At 62.6% G+C, this 16,406-nt stretch carries 13 protein-coding genes and 1 pseudogene; 13 read left to right on the top strand and 1 reads right to left on the bottom strand.

The genetic code is table 11. The features are described from left to right. Positions 1-64: 64 nt before the first annotated feature. The 5 genes from GYM54_RS00825 (at position 65) to GYM54_RS00805 (ending at position 5,763) form a co-directional block, all read left to right on the top strand. Complete coding sequence (locus tag GYM54_RS00825; protein WP_197444605.1) at positions 65-1,288, top strand: CmpA/NrtA family ABC transporter substrate-binding protein; 1,224 nt, start codon at positions 65-67, stop codon at positions 1,286-1,288. Between the two features lie 11 nt (positions 1,289-1,299). After that, positions 1,300-1,878: an ANTAR domain-containing response regulator gene (locus GYM54_RS00820; RefSeq protein WP_197444604.1), complete on the top strand. Its 579-nt coding sequence runs from the start codon at positions 1,300-1,302 to the stop codon at positions 1,876-1,878. 120 nt (positions 1,879-1,998) lie between these two features. Further along, entirely contained in the window at positions 1,999-2,442 is a 444-nt protein-coding gene (locus tag GYM54_RS00815) for a thioesterase family protein (protein ID WP_197444603.1), read from the top strand. Positions 2,443-2,801: 359 nt separating this feature from the next. Continuing rightward, positions 2,802-4,013 carry an MFS transporter gene (locus GYM54_RS00810; protein WP_197444602.1) on the top strand — a complete coding sequence of 404 codons (1,212 nt, stop codon included), beginning with the start codon at positions 2,802-2,804 and terminating at the stop codon, positions 4,011-4,013. Positions 4,014-4,089: 76 nt separating this feature from the next. Next, positions 4,090-5,763 (top strand): bifunctional protein-serine/threonine kinase/phosphatase, encoded by a 1,674-nt coding sequence (locus GYM54_RS00805; RefSeq protein WP_197444601.1) that lies wholly within the window; start codon positions 4,090-4,092, stop codon positions 5,761-5,763. Between the two features lie 12 nt (positions 5,764-5,775). On the opposite strand, the gene GYM54_RS00800 is transcribed toward GYM54_RS00805, so the two are convergent. Then, positions 5,776-6,087, bottom strand: coding sequence for a class I SAM-dependent methyltransferase (locus GYM54_RS00800; RefSeq protein ID WP_131648475.1), 312 nt, complete (start codon positions 6,085-6,087; stop codon positions 5,776-5,778). 448 nt (positions 6,088-6,535) lie between these two features. Here GYM54_RS00800 and GYM54_RS00795 point away from each other — a divergent pair. The 8 genes and pseudogenes from GYM54_RS00795 to nuoF form a co-directional block, all read left to right on the top strand. Next, positions 6,536-7,736: pseudogene (locus GYM54_RS00795) on the top strand (NAD(P)/FAD-dependent oxidoreductase); the annotation flags it as partial. 124 nt (positions 7,737-7,860) lie between these two features. Beyond that, positions 7,861-10,557 carry a nitrate reductase gene (locus GYM54_RS00790; protein WP_197444599.1) on the top strand — a complete coding sequence of 899 codons (2,697 nt, stop codon included), beginning with the start codon at positions 7,861-7,863 and terminating at the stop codon, positions 10,555-10,557. A gap of 73 nt (positions 10,558-10,630) precedes the next feature. Continuing rightward, a complete protein-coding gene (gene cobA, locus GYM54_RS00785; RefSeq protein ID WP_197444598.1) occupies positions 10,631-11,368 on the top strand; it encodes a uroporphyrinogen-III C-methyltransferase in 738 nt (245 codons plus the stop codon). 259 nt (positions 11,369-11,627) lie between these two features. Then, on the top strand, positions 11,628-12,035 hold the full coding sequence (locus tag GYM54_RS00780; protein ID WP_131648471.1) for an NADH-quinone oxidoreductase subunit A: 408 nt from the start codon (positions 11,628-11,630) through the stop codon (positions 12,033-12,035). A gap of 10 nt (positions 12,036-12,045) precedes the next feature. Further along, positions 12,046-12,720 carry an NADH-quinone oxidoreductase subunit B family protein gene (locus tag GYM54_RS00775; RefSeq protein WP_014852512.1) on the top strand — a complete coding sequence of 225 codons (675 nt, stop codon included), beginning with the start codon at positions 12,046-12,048 and terminating at the stop codon, positions 12,718-12,720. Positions 12,721-12,784: 64 nt separating this feature from the next. After that, the gene (gene nuoC, locus GYM54_RS00770) at positions 12,785-14,566 is read left to right on the top strand and encodes an NADH-quinone oxidoreductase subunit C/D (RefSeq protein WP_197444597.1); all 1,782 of its coding nucleotides are present in this window, start codon (positions 12,785-12,787) and stop codon (positions 14,564-14,566) included. A gap of 1 nt (position 14,567) precedes the next feature. Next, entirely contained in the window at positions 14,568-15,062 is a 495-nt protein-coding gene (gene nuoE / locus GYM54_RS00765; RefSeq protein WP_197444596.1) for an NADH-quinone oxidoreductase subunit NuoE, read from the top strand. Beyond that, on the top strand, positions 15,059-16,396 hold the full coding sequence (gene nuoF, locus GYM54_RS00760; RefSeq protein ID WP_197444595.1) for an NADH-quinone oxidoreductase subunit NuoF: 1,338 nt from the start codon (positions 15,059-15,061) through the stop codon (positions 16,394-16,396). The genes nuoE and nuoF overlap by 4 nt, the downstream gene beginning before the upstream one ends. Positions 16,397-16,406: the final 10 nt, after the last annotated feature.

Below are 16,406 nucleotides of genomic sequence, written 5' to 3'. Positions count from 1 at the left end.
TCTCAGCGCATTAGCCGCCTCCGGCGGCGATCCGCGCGTCCAGCATGTCAAAGGTCCCGTTCGCATGACCCATCTCCACACCCCGCCACGGCCCGATCCATTGGCCTGGATCACAGGCAGCGATGCGCCGGAAAAGCACGTCGTCAATCTCGGCTTCATGGCCCTGACCGATGCCGCATCGCTGATCGTTGCCGCCACGCAAGGCTTTGCTCAACCCTACGGCTTGACCCTCAACCTGCAACGGCAAACGTCCTGGTCGAATATTCGCGACAAGCTGATCGAAGGTGAGCTGGACGCCGCCCACGGCCTGTACGGCCTGATCTATGCCGTGCATCTGGGTATCGGCGGCAGCGCGCCCGTCGACATGGCGGTGCTCATGGGTCTGGCGCAAAACGGCCAGAGCATCAACTTGTCCAGCACACTCAAGTCATCTGGCGTGACCGATCCCGAAGCGCTCAGCCACAGCGTGCGCCAGAGCGGTGCAAAACTCGTCCTGGCGCAGACCTTTCCTACCGGCACGCATGCCCTCTGGCTGTACTACTGGCTGGCCGCCCACGGCATCCACCCACTGAAAGACGTACGTACGCTGGTGGTGCCGCCTTCACAAATGGTGGCTCACCTGCGGGCAGATCGCATCGATGGTTTCTGCGCCGGCGAGCCCTGGGGCGCCCAGGCGATCCGCGAAGACCTGGGTTTCACCCTGGCCACCAGCCAGTCGATCTGGCCCGACCATCCGGAAAAGGTGCTGGGCTGCACGCGCGCCTTCGTCGAGCAATATCCCAACACTGCCCGCGCGCTGATCATGGCGATCCTCGAAGCCAGCCGTTTCATCGACGAGAGCCAGGAGAATCGACGCAGCACTGCGCAGTTGATCGCCGGCAGCGGCTACGTCGATGCACCGGTGGCTGCCATCGAGCCGCGGTTCCTCGGCCAGTATGAAGATGGCCTGGGCTACGCCTGGCAGGATGAACACCCGTTACGCTTCTTCGGCAACGGCGAGGTGAACATGCCCTACCTCTCCGACGGCCTCTGGTTCATGACCCAACTGCGCCGCTGGAACCTGTTGCGCGAAGATCCGGACTACCTCGCCGTTGCGCAGAAGGTGCAGCAAACCAGCCTCTACCGCGATGCCGCGACGGCGCTGAACATTTCAGTGCCGGATTCGGTCATGCGCAGCGCCGTGCTGATGGATGGCAGTCGCTGGAACGGCAACGATCCGGCGGCTTATGCGCGCAGCTTCGCCTTGGATGGCCTAACCGAAACCGCCGCGCTGTCCGAGCCGAGCTAAGGGAGAAAGCCATGCTTCGCGTCCTGCTGATCGACGATACGCCCCGCAAGGTCGGTCGCCTGCGCGCCGCGCTGATGGAAGCCGGTTTCGAGGTGATCGAGGAATCCGGCCTGACCATCGACCTGCCCGAGCGGGTCGATGCAATTCGCCCCGACGTGGTGCTGATCGACACCGACTCACCTGGCCGAGACGTAATGGAGCAGGTGGTGCTGGTCAGCCGTGACCAGCCGCGGCCCATCGTGATGTTCACCGACGATGACAACCCCGATGCCATGCGCCAGGCGATTCGCGCTGGTGTCAGCGCCTATATCGTCGAAGGTATCCAGGCCCAGCGCCTGAAACCCATCCTCGACGTGGCCATGGCCCGCTTCGAAAGCGATCAGGCGATTCGCGCGCAACTGCAAGCGCGCGATCAGCAGCTGATCGAACGCAAGCGCATCGAACTGGCCAAAGGCATGCTCATGAAGATGCGCGACTGCAACGAGGAAGACGCCTACACCCTGATGCGCCGCCAGGCCATGAGCCGCCAGCAGAAATTGATTCAGGTGGCCGAACAGATCATCGCGATGAACGAATTGCTCGGCCAGTAAAGTTACCGGAGCGCACCCTACAAAGCATCCGCTACAAGGCTGCAGGCTTGCAGGACATACCTCTCCAGCCGGCCCGTGGTGCCCTAGAATGCGCGCCATTTCTCCTCGAACGAGCACATCATGGCCCGCCTGACCTTGCAGTTTCCCGAAGACCAGTTCTGCTTCACCACCCAACTGACCGTACGCATCACCGACATTAACGCCGCCAACCATTTGGCCAACGATTCGATGATCTCGATGATTTCCGAAGCCCGCGCGCGCTTCCTGTTCGCCTACGGCATCGCTGAATCCCGCAAGGACGGCAGCGGCATCATCGTTACCGACCTCGCCACTACCTACAAAGCCGAAGCCCATGCGCGTGACGTGCTGCTGTTCGAAGTCGGTGTGATGGACTTCAACCGCTACGGTGGCGACATCACCTTCCGCATTACCCGGCCCGCTGATGGCACCCTGGTCGCCATGGCCAAATCCGGTTTCGTTTTCTATGACTATCTGAACAAGCGCGTCGTGCCGATGCCCAGCGAGTTCGACGCGAAGTTCCCCAAGGCTAACCGCATCGGCTGAAAACGCCCCACTTCGAAGCACGACACACCTGAGGTGCGCCCATTTCGCTCGGCAGCGAAGCCCTGACCTGCGCGCGAAGCCGCTAAACGTCAGGCTTCGACTCTTGGCACAACCAATGCTTAGTGCACATCAGGTAGCCAAAGGCGGTTACTCACAGACATGACAAAGGCGTCGCGTTGCCCCGTCGAGACTGACGGCGGTTTCGCGGCGCTTTTTCGTTTGCTCCAGGGATCGGGGCGCGATGGCAACGACCCAGCCATTCGCAACAGCTTCGAGCGCGCAGCCGGATCGGCTGGGCAGTCACCGCATGGCCGCCGCCTATTCCGGCGCGGCGGTTACACCGTCTAGTGAGGTATTCAATGAATACGAGTTTCTGGAAAGCCGGCCATACGCCGACGCTCTTCTCCGCCTTTCTCTATTTCGATCTGAGTTTCATGGTCTGGTACGTGCTCGGCCCGATGGGCGTGCAGATCGCTGCTGATCTCGGGCTGACCACGCAGCAGCGTGCCTTCATGGTGGCTACACCCATTCTCTCCGGCGCCGTTCTGCGTCTGGTGCTGGGTATGCTGGCCGACCGCACCTCACCGAAGGCAGCTGGGCTGTTCGGCCAGATCGTGGTGATCGCCGCGCTGTTCGTGGCCTGGCTCCACGGCGTCCACAGCTATGAGCAAGCGCTGCTGCTCGGGCTGTTCCTCGGCATGGCAGGTGCCTCGTTCGCCGTCGCGCTGCCGCTGGCGTCGCAATGGTATCCACCGCAGCATCAGGGCAAGGCCATGGGTATCGCCGGTGCCGGCAACTCCGGGACCGTCCTTGCAGCTTTGTTTGCACCTGTGCTGGCAACGATGTTCGGCTGGAGCAACGTGTTCGGCCTGGCGCTGATCCCGCTGGTACTGACCCTGATCATCTTCGCCAGCGTCGCCAAGAACGCACCGAACCGTCCCGCGCCGAAGTCCTTCGCCGACTACATGAAGGCGTTGAGTGACCGCGACAGCTGGTGGTTCATGTTCTTCTACAGCGTGACGTTCGGCGGCTTCCTCGGACTGGCCAGCACCCTGCCCGGCTACTTTCACGACCAGTACGCGTTCGACCCGGTCAAGGCCGGCTACTACACCGCTGCCTGCGTGTTCGCTGGGAGCTTGTTGCGGCCGCTGGGTGGCGCGCTGGCCGACCGTATCGGCGGCATCCGCTCGCTGCTGGTGATGTATACCGTGACGGCCATCTGCCTGTTCATCGTCGGGTTCAATCTGCCGAGCTCGACGGCCGCATTGGCGTTGTTCGTCGTCGCCATGCTCAGCCTCGGTGCCGGCAACGGCGCGGTGTTCCAGTTGGTGCCGCAGCGCTTCAACAAGGAAATCGGCGTGATGACCGGGCTAGTCGGCATGGCCGGCGGCATCGGGGGTTTCCTGCTCACAGCCGGCCTGGGCGCCGTCAAGCAGGCCACAGGCGACTACCAGCTGGGCCTCTGGCTGTTCGCCAGCCTGGGTGCGCTGGCCTGGTTCGGCCTTTATGGTGTCAAGCGTCGTTGGAGAACCACCTGGGGGTCGGCGGCAATGACAGTGGCAAGGGTATAAAAGAATCAGCTGGAAGCTGGAAGCGCTGCATTTAACTTCTAGCTTCGAGCTAAACCTGATCGCTTCGGATCGACTTATGCCACTTCAACTTTCCTTCGGCGAAGCCACCGCAACCGGCCCGCGTGCAGAAAATCAGGACGCGTTGCGTATCGTCACGCCGACCCCTGGCCTCACCGCGAGCAAGGGCGCGCTGTTCGCTATCGCCGATGGCGTCAGCCAATGCGCGGACGGTAGCCTGGCGGCGCGCGCGACCCTGCAGGCACTGGCGACCGATTACTATGCGACACCGGAAACCTGGACCGTCGCACAGTCGCTCGATCGGGTGCTGGTTGCTCACAATCGCTGGCTACAGGCCAACGGTGGCGGGCAGCCGCTGCTGACGACATTGACCACACTGGTGCTACGTGGGCGGCGCTTCACCCTCGCCCATGTCGGCGACTGCCGGGCTTATCACTGGTATGACGGCCAGCTACATCGTTTGAGCGAAGACCATGTGTGGGAACAGCCGAACATGCAGCACGTGCTCAAGCGTGCCATGGGCCTGGATCAGCACCTGGTGATGGATTACCTCGACGGTGAACTACGGCTCGGCGAGTCCTTCGTGCTGCTCAGCGACGGCGTCTGGGCCAGCATCGCCGAGAATGATATCCGGAACGTTCTTAGCGCCGAGCCAGATCTATCCAGCGCAGCCAGAACGCTGGTCAATCTCGCGCACCAGAGCGGCAGCCAGGACAACGCCAGCGCCCTGCTGCTGCGGGTCGAGGAATTGCCGGAAGCGGCGCTTGCCGATTCGCTCGCTCAGCTGGCCGATTGGCCGTTGCCACCCAGATTGCGGCTCGGCCAGACATTCGAAGGCTGGACCGTCGAGGCGTTGCTGGCCGAGTCGCGCCAGTCGCTGGTCTACCGGGTGCGCGATCAACAGGGTCAGCCCTGGCTGCTCAAGACCTTGCCGCCGAGCCGGGCTGACGAACCCGAAGCCGGACCAGCCCTGCTGCAAGAGGAATGGTTTCTGCGCCGAGTCGCCGGTCGTCATTTCCCCGAGCTCCACGACCTGCCCCAACGTCAACACCTTTACTACGTGCAGCGCGAATACAGCGGCCAGACGCTCGCCCAGCGCTTCAAGCAGCAAGGCCCGATGTTGCTGGTCGACTGGCTGCAGTTGGCGCCACGCCTGATCCGCGCACTGGGCATGTTGCATCGACGCAACATCCTGCACCGCGACATCAAACCGGAAAATCTCCACCTGGACGACGCGGACGAGCTGCGCCTGCTGGATTTCGGTCTGGCCTATTGTCCGGGCCTCTCGCAGGATTCGCCGCACAAGCTGCCAGGTACGCCGAGTTTTATCGCACCCGAAGCCTTCAGTGGCGTGGAGCCGAGCCGGGAACAGGACCTCTACGCAGCAGGCGTCACGCTCTACTACCTGCTCACCGGGCGCTATCCCTACGGTGAGATCGAGGCTTTCCAGCGTCCCCGTTTCGGTACGCCGGTATCGGCCAGCCGCTATCGACCTGACTTACCCCAGTGGCTGGATGAAATGCTCAGACGCGCAGTTGCGGCCGAGCCCACGCAGCGCTTCGAAACAGCGGAAGAATGGCTGCTGGTACTGGAACAGGGTGAGCGCCTGGCAAGCAACGCGCCGACGCGGCCATTGCTCGAGCGAGAGCCATTGAAGGTCTGGCGCGGCCTCGCCCTGTTCTCTCTGCTGCTGAATCTGGTGCTGCTGGTGTGGCTGGCTAAAGGCGACTAAGCGATTGGCGGCTCACCGCCGAACGATCAGGCCTTGGCGCGCGACACGCGTCAGCTCGCGCACGCACTCCTCAAGCCGCTCGCCGCTCGGCGCCTGAATGACTGCCAGATCGAAACTGTTCGTGGCGAAATGCGCCAGCGATTCATCAGCACCTGTGAACTGAACGAGAAAAGCGCGCGGCTTTCCCCAGCGCTTTGGCCAACCGTCCAGATAGCGCAACAGCGACGGTTGATGATTACCGCCAAGGAGAATTTTCGGATTGCTGCGGACCAGCCCGCTGGTGATGGGGGCCAAACGTAGACAGGTGCGTTGCGATGCATTCATGAAAGATATCCCGCCTCGAGGATTCCGCTGGGCAGCGGTGGGAGGCGACACCGAACCAGCGCTTTAGCGGTATTTCGAAGCCTTCGGCTCCAGGCGCCCCGCAAGTAGCTGACTAAATCGGCGCATGAGGCGAAACAATAAAAAGCGGCACGGGTGCTGTCAACGGCGAATTTTCCGCGTGCTAGGCAGTTTGGCTGCACCAGTGCTGCACGGCGCGCATCATAGCGGTGCAAAAACACCGCCTCAGCATTCCCCTCGCTGACGCGAAGCGCCGGAAAACAAGCGAACACAGGATTGGCACAGCCCCTGCATTGTCAGGAGCAACATCAAGCCGGGTCTTCAATGTGGAGGGCCGGGCTCCGAATACGGAACAAGGACAAAGGCGTCCTCACCGGGTAACTGGTGGGGGCGCCTTTTTCGTTGACGCCCAGCCCGCGCGGAGAACGGTATGAAAAAACTCAGACTCGTAATGATCGGCAATGGCATGGCCGGGGTTCGTACCCTGGAGGAACTGCTCAAGCTCGCCCCCGATCTCTACGACATCACGGTATTCGGTGCCGAGCCCCATCCCAATTACAACCGTATCCTGCTTTCGCCCGTATTGGCCGGCGAGCAGACCTTCGAGGAGATCGTGCTCAACGACCTCGACTGGTATGCGAAGAACGGCATCCGCCTGTTACTCAACCGTAAGGTGATTCAGATCGACCGGATCAGGCGTCGGGTCATAGCCGAAGACGGCAGCGAAGCCGAGTATGACCGCCTGCTCATCGCCACCGGTTCGACACCGTTAATCCTGCCGATTCCCGGTAACCGGCTGGACGGGGTGATCGGCTATCGCGATATCGCCGACACCCAGGCGATGCTGGACGCCGCCAGGAACCATAAACACGCTGCGGTGATCGGTGGCGGGTTGCTTGGGCTGGAAGCGGCCAACGGCCTGAAGCTGCGCGGCATGCAGGTGACCGTAGTGCACCTCGGCGAATGGCCAATGGAGCGCCAGCTCGACCAGAGCGCCGGCACCTTGCTGCAGAACGCGCTGCAAGCCCGCGGCCTGACCTTCAGGATGAACAAGCAGACCGCCGAACTGATCGGCAACGATCAGGGCCGGGTCCAGGCCGTACGCTTCACCGACGGCGAGCTGATCGACGCCGATCTGGTGGTCATGGCCGCCGGCATCCGCCCCAATAGCGCGCTGGCGGAGCAGGCCGGAATCCCCTGCAACCGCGGCATTCTCGTCAGCGACACCCTGCAGACCTACGACCCTCGCATCTATGCCGTCGGCGAATGCGCCAGCCATCGGGGCACCGCCTATGGGCTGGTCGCACCCTTGTTCGAACAGGCCCAGGTCTGCGCCAATCACCTGGCGATGCTGGGCTTCTCCCGTTACCCGGGCTCGGTGACGTCGACCAAGCTGAAGGTCACCGGAATCGACCTGTTCTCCGCCGGTGATTTCATCGGCGGTGAAGGCACCGAGACCATCACACTCTCCGACCCCATCGGCGGCGTCTACAAGAAACTAGTGATCAAGGACGACGTCCTCGTCGGCGCCTGCCTGTACGGCGACACCTCCGATGCCGGCTGGTATTTACGCCAGGTACGCGAGAGTCAGAACGTCAGTGATATTCGGGATTGCTTGATGTTCGGCCCCGACTCGGGCGTTGGGGCTAATGCCCCGCGCAACGGTAGCGAATCCGGCGCCGTTCGGCTTTCAACGGATAGCGCAACCGAATGCGCCTGACGGCGCACTGTCCCACCGAGTCAGGAGAGAACGCCATGCGCCAAACCACCGCCTCCACCTGCTGCTACTGCGGCGTCGGCTGCGGCGTGCTGATCGAACACGACGGCGAGCGCATCCTCGACGTCGCTGGCGACCCGAATCATCCAGCCAACTTCGGCAAGCTGTGCAGCAAGGGATCGACCTTGCACCTGACCGGTGATCTCGACGCCCGCGCGCTCTACCCCGAGCTGCGCCTGAGCAAGGGCCTGGCCCGTGCCCGCACCGGCTGGGACAGCGCGCTCGACCATGCCGCTCATGTATTCGCCGAGACGATTGCCAAACACGGCCCGGACAGCGTCGCCTTCTACATCTCCGGTCAGTTGCTGACCGAGGATTACTATGCGTTCAACAAGCTCGCCCGCGCGCTGGTCGGCACCAACAATATCGACTCCAACTCGCGCCTGTGCATGTCGTCCGCCGTGGCCGGTTACAAGCGCAGCCTCGGTGCCGACGCGCCACCGTGCAGCTACGAAGACATCGAACAAAGCGACTGTTTGCTGATCGTCGGTAGCAACATGGCCTATGCCCACCCGGTGCTGTTTCGCCGTCTGGAAGAAGCCAAGGCGAAGCGACCAGAGATGAAAGTCATCGTGGTCGACCCGCGACGCACCGACACCTGCGACCTGGCCGACCTGCACCTGGCGATCCTACCCGGCAGCGATGTCGCGCTGTTCCACGGCATTCTGCACCTACTCCTGTGCGAGGGCTGGGTCGACCGGAACTTTATCGAGGCCCACACCGATGGCTTCGACGAACTCGGGGACATGGTGCGTGAATACAGTCCGGCCAGGGTCGCGGACCTGTGCGGCATCAGCACCGAAGATCTGCAGATTTGTGCTCGTTTGATTGGTAGCGCGCCTAGCTTTCTGTCGCTCTGGTGCATGGGCGTGAACCAGTCGACATCCGGCAGCGCCAAGAACAGCGCGCTGATCAATTTGCACCTGGCTACCGGCCAGATTGGCAAATCCGGCGCCGGGCCCTTCTCGCTGACTGGCCAGCCCAACGCCATGGGCGGACGCGAAACCGGCAGCCTGTCCAACCTGTTGCCAGGCCATCGTGAATCGGGCAACGCGGGGCATCGTGCCGAAGTCGCTAATTACTGGAACATCCCTGCGCTGCCTGAAGCGCCGGGCCTGTCTGCCATCGAACTGTTCGATGCCGTACGCAGCGGCAAGGTCAAGGCGCTGTGGATCGCCTGCACCAATCCCGCGCAGTCGATGCCTGATCAGCAGAGCATTCATCAAGCGCTGGCGGCGTGCCCTTTCGTGGTCGTCCAGGAAGCTTTTTTCACCACCGAGACCTGCCGCTACGCCGACCTGCTGCTGCCCGCCGCCGGCTGGGGCGAAAAGGACGGCACCGTAACCAACTCCGAGCGCCGCGTCAGCCATGTGCGACGCGCCATTCCCGCACCGGGCGAGGCGCGCACCGATTGGTCGATCACCTGTGATTTTGCTCGCCGGCTGGAAAGCCTGATGCGCCCCGGTCAAGCCAGCCTGTTCGCGTTCGACACCGCCGCCGCGCTGTTCGAGGAATACAAATTGCTCACCCAGGGCCGTGACCTGGACCTGTCCGGTCTTAGTCACGCGGTGATTGACCAGCTCGGCCCACAGCAATGGCCCTTCCCTGCCGGCAGCCAGCGAGGCACGCCGCGGCTCTACGGCGACAGCGTGTTTCCGACCGATAACGGCCGCGCACGCTTTATCGCTGAGCACTATCAGGCGCCGAAGGAGAAACGCGAAACCCAATTCCCGCTGACGCTGAACACAGGTCGGCTTCGCGATCACTGGCATGGCATGAGCCGCACCGGCACCGCCGCGCGCCTGTTCGGCCATGTCGAAGAAGCGCTGCTGAGCATGAGCGCCGAGGACATGCGTAGCCGCCTACTGCTCGATGGCCAACTGGTCAAGGTCCGCAGCCGCCGTGGCGAGCTGCTGTTGCCGGTACGCGAGGACGACAGCCTGCGCCCTGGCCAGGTCTTCATGCCCATGCATTGGGGTGATCGCTTCCTCAATGGGTTGGGCGTCAACCGGCTCACGTTGCCGGCATTCGACCCGATTTCGAAGCAACCCGAACTCAAGCATGCCGGTGTCGAGGTGGAGAAGATCGAGCTGCCCTGGCAGTTCTTCGCCCTCGTCGAAGGCTCGGTGCAGCAACGTTTCGAGGCGCTGCGCCCATTGTTCGAAGGGTTCGCCTACGCCAGTTTCAGCCTTGCCGGGCGGGACCAGGCAGCGTTGGTGATCCGCGCCGCTGGTAGCGAGGCGCCGAGCACAGCGTTACTGGCGCAGCTCAATCATTTGCTGCGACTGGATGAAGGTCCGGTACTGATCTACGACGACCCGCGCCGCAGGGTTGGCAAACGGGTGCGCATCGAAGACGGCCGCATCGTCGCGCTCAGCTTGTCCGGCGAAACCGCCGCACGCCACTGGCTGAAGCAGCTCTGGCACGACGGCAAGGCCGATCCGGCGCTGCGCCGCTGGTTACTGGCCCCGCTAAGCACGCCGCCTGGCAGTGATATGCGCGTCAGCAAGATTCTGTGCAACTGCATGAACATCAGCCATGACGCGGTCTGTGCGGGAATGGAGCGGGGCCTGGATCTGGATGGTTTGAAGCGTGAACTGGGCTGTGGGACCAGCTGTGGTTCCTGCGTACCGGAAATCAGGCGACTGCTGATGAAACAGCCAACGATGGCCTGAACGACATCGATGACGGAACAAGCGATGCATAGCGCATCGTCAGCATGATCGAAGCAGCATGAGAGGTAGACACATGAGCGCAAAAGTATGGCTGGTGGGAGCAGGTCCCGGTGATCCGGAACTATTGACGCTCAAGGCCGTGCGGGCCATGGGCGAGGCGCAGGTAGTACTGATCGACGACTTGGTCAATCCCGCCGTGCTCGAACACTGCCCGAACGCGCGGGTGATCCCGGTGGGCAAGCGCGGCGGCTGCCGCTCGACGCCGCAGGTCTTCATCCATAGATTGATGTTGCGCTACGCACGCCAGGGCAAGTGTGTGGTGCGCCTGAAAGGCGGCGATCCGTGCATTTTCGGACGTGGCGGTGAAGAAGCGGAATGGCTGGCGCAGCGTGGCGTCGAAGTGGAGATCGTCAATGGCATAACCGCAGGCCTTGCCGGCGCAACTCAGTGCGGTATTTCGCTGACCCATCGCGGCGTCGCCCGTGGCGTTACCTTGGTTACAGCACATACGCTGGATGGCAGCAGTCCCGAATGGCACGCGCTGGCGAAAACCGGCACGACATTGGTCGTCTACATGGGCGTCAGCAGCCTGCATCAGGTACAGGCCGGCCTGATCGAAGGCGGTCTGCCGGCGTGGACCGCCGTCGCGATGATCGAAAATGCCTCCCTTACGCAGCAACGTGAATGCCGCTCCAGCCTGGCGGACATGTGCCGCGATGCCCTGGCCTTTCAGCTGAAGAGTCCGGCGATCCTGGTGATCGGTCAGGTCGCCGCGCACGCGCAGACCATGTCCGGTGACCGTGTAGCCTGAACGAACAGGATGAATTGCCGACTAACCCAAGTTTTGCGACAGCCGGCTATTCACCTATGCAAGGCCAGGCTCGACGCCGTCTAGCGGCATACAACAATCGAAGCCATCAATGAAATACGGGAAATACTTCAATATGTTTCATGTAGAAACATGTACTTAAACTTTAGGTAGGCATAGAATGCCCGGCCATTAGGGGTTGCGACGCTTGGTCGCTGTCGCAAGCTGGACATAATAAAGCCGTTCCGCTAAGGAGCCCGGCATGCCTGATGTATCCCTGTCCCATAATTGGGGCTTCGCTGTATTTGTTCTCGGCGTTATCGCGCTATGCGCATTCATGCTTGGCGTATCCAGCCTCCTCGGCAGCAAAGCCTGGGGCCGCGCCAAGAACGAACCTTTCGAGTCCGGCATTCTGCCCACGGGCAACGCACGGCTGCGTTTCTCCGCAAAATTCTATCTGGTCGCGATGCTCTTCGTGATCTTCGACGTTGAAGCCCTTTATCTCTTTGCCTGGGCTGTCTCGGTGCGCGAAAGCGGCTGGGCGGGCCTCATTGAAGCTACCGTATTCATAGCAATTCTGTTGGCGGGTCTTGTCTACCTTTGGCGGGTGGGTGCGCTCGATTGGGCGCCATCCAGCCGTCGCGAGCGACAGGCGAAGCTAAAACAATGAGGCTCTTCACATGCAATACAAACTTACCCGGATCGATCCGGATGCGGTCAATGACCGTTATCCGATCGGCCAGCAGGAGACTGTTGCCGATCCATTAGAAGACCAGGTTCATCGCAACATCTACATGGGCAAGCTGGAAGACGTGCTAAGTGGCGCGGTCAACTGGGGGCGCAAGAATTCCCTCTGGCCGTACAACTTCGGCCTGTCGTGCTGCTATGTGGAGATGACCACTGCCTTCACCGCGCCTCATGACATCGCCCGCTTCGGTGCCGAAGTAATTCGCGCTTCACCGCGCCAGGCCGACTTCATGGTCATTGCCGGTACCTGCTTCATCAAGATGGCGCCCATCATCCAGCGCCTTTACGAGCAAATGCTCGAACCCAAGTGGGTCATCTCCATGGGTTCGTGCGCCAACTCCGGTGGTATGTACGACATCTACTCGGTCGTTCAGGGCGTGGACAAGTTCCTCCCCGTGGACGTGTACATACCCGGCTGCCCGCCCCGCCCCGAGGCGTTCCTGCAAGGCTTGCAACTGCTGCAGGAATCCATCGGCAAGGAGCGTCGCCCGCTTTCCTGGGTCGTCGGTGATCAAGGCGTCTATCGCGCCGAGATGCCGTCGCAGAAAGAACAGCGACGCGAACAGCGTATCCAGGTCACCAACCTGCGCAGCCCCGACGACGTGTGAATTCCGGCTTTCCCGACCGGAAGGCCTCCGCACACCCAAACGTTGACCGAAAGCGACCGAGATCATGACTGCAGGCAATGCTCTGTACATCCCGCCCTACAAGGCTGACGACCAGGATATCGTCGTCGAACTGAACGCGCGCTTCGGCGCCGAGACCTTCACGCTGCAACCCAGCCTCACTGGCATGCCGGTGCTCTGGGTGCCTCGCGAAAAGCTCATCGAGGTGCTGAGCTTCCTGCGCCAGGTCAGCAAGCCCTACGTGATGCTCTACGACCTGAGCGCCACCGACGAGCGCTTGCGCACCCAGCGCCGGGGCCTGCCTGCCGCCGATTTCAGCGTCTTCTATCACCTCATGTCGCTGGAACGTAACAGCGACGTGATGATCAAGGTCGCACTGCGCGAAGGCGACATGAACCTGCCCACCGCTGTCTCCATCTGGCCCAACGCCAACTGGTACGAGCGCGAGATCTGGGACATGTTCGGCATCACCTTCGCCGGCCACCCCTTCCTCACCCGCATGCTGATGCCGCCGACCTGGGAAGGTCATCCGCTGCGCAAGGATTACCCGGCGCGCGCCACCGAGTTCGACCCCTACAGCCTGAACGCGGCCAAGCAGGATCTGGAGCAGGAAGCCCTGCGCTTCAAGCCCGAAGACTGGGGCATGCAGCGCCACAGCGAGCACGAGGACTACATGTTCCTCAACCTCGGCCCGAACCACCCCTCGGCCCACGGTGCCTTCCGCATCATCCTGCAGCTCGATGGCGAGGAAATCCTCGATTGCGTGCCGGAGATCGGCTACCACCATCGCGGCGCCGAGAAGATGGCCGAGCGCCAGAGCTGGCACAGCTTCATCCCCTACACCGACCGCATCGACTACCTCGGCGGGGTGATGAACAACCTGCCTTACGTGCTGGCGGTGGAGAAACTGGCCGGGATCACCGTGCCGTCGCGCGTCGACTTCATCCGCGTGATGATGGCCGAGTTCTTCCGCATCCAGAACCACCTGCTCTATCTCGGCACCTACATCCAAGACGTCGGCGCCATGACGCCGGTGTTCTTTACCTTCACCGACCGCCAGCGCGCCTACAAGGTCATCGAGGCCATCACCGGTTTCCGCATGCACCCGGCCTGGTACCGCATCGGCGGCGTCGCTCACGACCTGCCACGCGGCTGGGACAAGCTGGTGCGCGAATTCCTCGATTGGATGCCCAAGCGTCTCAATGAGTACGAAAAGGCCGCACTGAAGAACAGCATTCTCATCGGCCGCACCAAGGGCGTCGCCGCCTACAACACCAAGGAAGCGCTGGAATGGGGCACCACCGGCGCCGGCCTGCGCGCCACCGGCTGCGACTTCGACATTCGCAAGGCACGCCCCTACTCCGGCTATCAGCATTTCGATTTCGAAGTGCCGCTGGCGGTCAATGGCGACGCCTATGACCGCTGCATGGTGAAGATGGGCGAGATGCGCGAGAGCCTGAAGATCATCGAGCAGTGCCTCAAGCACATGCCCGAAGGCCCCTACAAAGCCGACCACCCGCTGACCACGCCGCCGCCGAAAGAGCGCACGCTGGAGCACATCGAAACGCTGATCACGCACTTCCTGCAGGTCTCCTGGGGTCCAGTGATGCCGGCCAACGAGAGCTTCCAGATGATCGAAGCGACCAAGGGCATCAACAGCTACTACCTGACCAGCGACGGCAGCACCATGAGCTATCGCACGCGCATCCGCACGCCCAGCTTCCCGCATCTGCAGCAGATCCCCTCGGTGATTCGCGGCAGCATGATTCCGGACCTGATCGCCTACCTGGGCAGCATCGATTTCGTTATGGCCGACGTGGACCGCTGATATGAGCACTGTTATCAAGACTGACCGTTTCGTCCTCAGCGAAACCGAGCGCTCGGCCATCGAGCATGAGATGCACCATTACGAAGATCCGCGTGCGGCCAGCATCGAAGCGCTGAAGATCGTCCAGCAGCAGCGCGGTTGGGTGCCGGATGGTGCCTGCGATGCCATTGGCGAGATCCTCGGCATCCCGGCCAGCGACGTCGAAGGCGTGGCCACCTTCTATAGTCAGATTTTCCGCGTGCCGGTGGGCCGCCACATCATCCGCGTCTGCGACAGCATGACCTGCTACATCGGCGGCCATGAAAGCGTGCTCGACAGCATCAGGAACGAAATCGGCATCGAGCCCGGCCAGACTTCCACCGACGGCCGCTTCACCCTGATTCCGGTGTGCTGCCTGGGCAACTGCGACAAGGCCCCGGCACTGATGATCGACGACGACACCTTCGGCGACGTTCAGCCCGGCGGTGTCGCCCAGCTGCTGGAGTCCTATCAATGAAGACGCTTTCATCCTTCGGCCCAGCCAACCGCACCGCCCGTAGCGAAGAAACCCATCCGCTGACCTGGCGTCTGCGCGACGACGGCCAGCCGGTCTGGCTCGACGAATATCGCCAGAAGAACGGCTACGCCGCGCTGCGCAAGGCGCTGACCGAAATGGCCCAGGCCGACATCGTGCAAACGGTGAAGGAATCCGGCCTCAAGGGCCGTGGCGGTGCGGGCTTCCCCACGGGCGTGAAGTGGGGCCTGATGCCCGCCGACGAATCGCTGAACATCCGCTACCTGCTGTGCAACGCGGACGAGATGGAGCCCAACACCTGGAAGGACCGCTTGCTGATGGAGCAGCTGCCGCACCTGCTGGTGGAGGGCATGATCATCAGCGCCCGCGCGCTCAAGGCGTATCGGGGCTACATCTTCCTGCGCGGCGAATACGTCGATGCGGCACGCAACCTCAACCGCGCCATCGATGAGGCCAAGGCCGCCGGACTGCTGGGCAAGAACATCCTGGGCAGCGGCTTCGATTTCGAGCTGTTCGTGCACACCGGCGCCGGCCGCTACATCTGTGGCGAGGAAACCGCGCTGATCAACTCGCTGGAAGGCCGTCGCGCCAACCCCCGCGCCAAGCCGCCCTTCCCCGCCGCCGTCGGCGTCTGGGGCAAGCCAACCTGCGTCAACAACGTCGAAACCCTGTGCAACGTGCCGGCGATCATCGGCAACGGCGTGGACTGGTACAAGTCACTCGCCCGCCCCGGCAGCGAAGACCACGGCAGCAAGCTGATGGGCTTCTCCGGCAAGGTGAAGAACCCAGGCATCTGGGAACTGCCCTTCGGCATCACCGCGCGCGAACTCTTTGAGGATTACGCCGGCGGCATGAAGGATGGCTACACCCTCAAATGCTGGCAGCCCGGCGGCGCCGGCACTGGCTTCCTGCTGCCCGAGCACCTCGAGGCGCAGATGTACGCCGGCGGCATCGCCAAGGTCGGCACGCGCATGGGCACCGGCCTGGCGCTGGCGGTGGACCAGACCGTCAGCATGGTCTCGCTGCTGCGCAACATGGAAGAGTTCTTCGCCCGCGAATCCTGCGGCTGGTGCACACCGTGCCGTGACGGTCTGCCTTGGAGCGTGAAGACCCTGCGCGCACTGGAGCGCGGCCAGGGCACGCGCCAGGACCTGGACATCCTGCTGCGGCTGGTGGACTTCCTCGGCCCGGGCAAGACCTTCTGCGCCCATGCACCCGGCGCGGTGGAGCCGCTGGGCGCCGCGATCAAGTATTTCCGGGACGAATTCGAGGCGGGTGTCGCCCAGGCGGCAACCGCGCCTCCACAGCCGGCATGAAGAATTGAAA

This window comes from Pseudomonas sp. MTM4 (assembly GCF_019355055.1).
Taxonomy (GTDB): Bacteria; Pseudomonadota; Gammaproteobacteria; order Pseudomonadales; family Pseudomonadaceae; genus Stutzerimonas.
This window is presented reverse-complemented; position numbering and strand designations above follow the sequence as displayed.

What these genes read in the sequence shown, in the direction of transcription:
- GYM54_RS00825 (WP_197444605.1), top strand. Translation starts at nt 65, where the DNA reads ATGACCCATCTCCACACCCCGCCACGGCCCGATCCATTGGCCTGGATC.
- GYM54_RS00820 (WP_197444604.1), top strand. Translation starts at nt 1,300, where the DNA reads ATGCTTCGCGTCCTGCTGATCGACGATACGCCCCGCAAGGTCGGTCGC.
- GYM54_RS00815 (WP_197444603.1), top strand. Translation starts at nt 1,999, where the DNA reads ATGGCCCGCCTGACCTTGCAGTTTCCCGAAGACCAGTTCTGCTTCACC.
- GYM54_RS00810 (WP_197444602.1), top strand. Translation starts at nt 2,802, where the DNA reads ATGAATACGAGTTTCTGGAAAGCCGGCCATACGCCGACGCTCTTCTCC.
- GYM54_RS00805 (WP_197444601.1), top strand. Translation starts at nt 4,090, where the DNA reads ATGCCACTTCAACTTTCCTTCGGCGAAGCCACCGCAACCGGCCCGCGT.
- GYM54_RS00800 (WP_131648475.1), bottom strand. Translation starts at nt 6,087, where the DNA reads ATGAATGCATCGCAACGCACCTGTCTACGTTTGGCCCCCATCACCAGC.
- GYM54_RS00790 (WP_197444599.1), top strand. Translation starts at nt 7,861, where the DNA reads ATGCGCCAAACCACCGCCTCCACCTGCTGCTACTGCGGCGTCGGCTGC.
- cobA (WP_197444598.1), top strand. Translation starts at nt 10,631, where the DNA reads ATGAGCGCAAAAGTATGGCTGGTGGGAGCAGGTCCCGGTGATCCGGAA.
- GYM54_RS00780 (WP_131648471.1), top strand. Translation starts at nt 11,628, where the DNA reads ATGCCTGATGTATCCCTGTCCCATAATTGGGGCTTCGCTGTATTTGTT.
- GYM54_RS00775 (WP_014852512.1), top strand. Translation starts at nt 12,046, where the DNA reads ATGCAATACAAACTTACCCGGATCGATCCGGATGCGGTCAATGACCGT.
- nuoC (WP_197444597.1), top strand. Translation starts at nt 12,785, where the DNA reads ATGACTGCAGGCAATGCTCTGTACATCCCGCCCTACAAGGCTGACGAC.
- nuoE (WP_197444596.1), top strand. Translation starts at nt 14,568, where the DNA reads ATGAGCACTGTTATCAAGACTGACCGTTTCGTCCTCAGCGAAACCGAG.
- nuoF (WP_197444595.1), top strand. Translation starts at nt 15,059, where the DNA reads ATGAAGACGCTTTCATCCTTCGGCCCAGCCAACCGCACCGCCCGTAGC.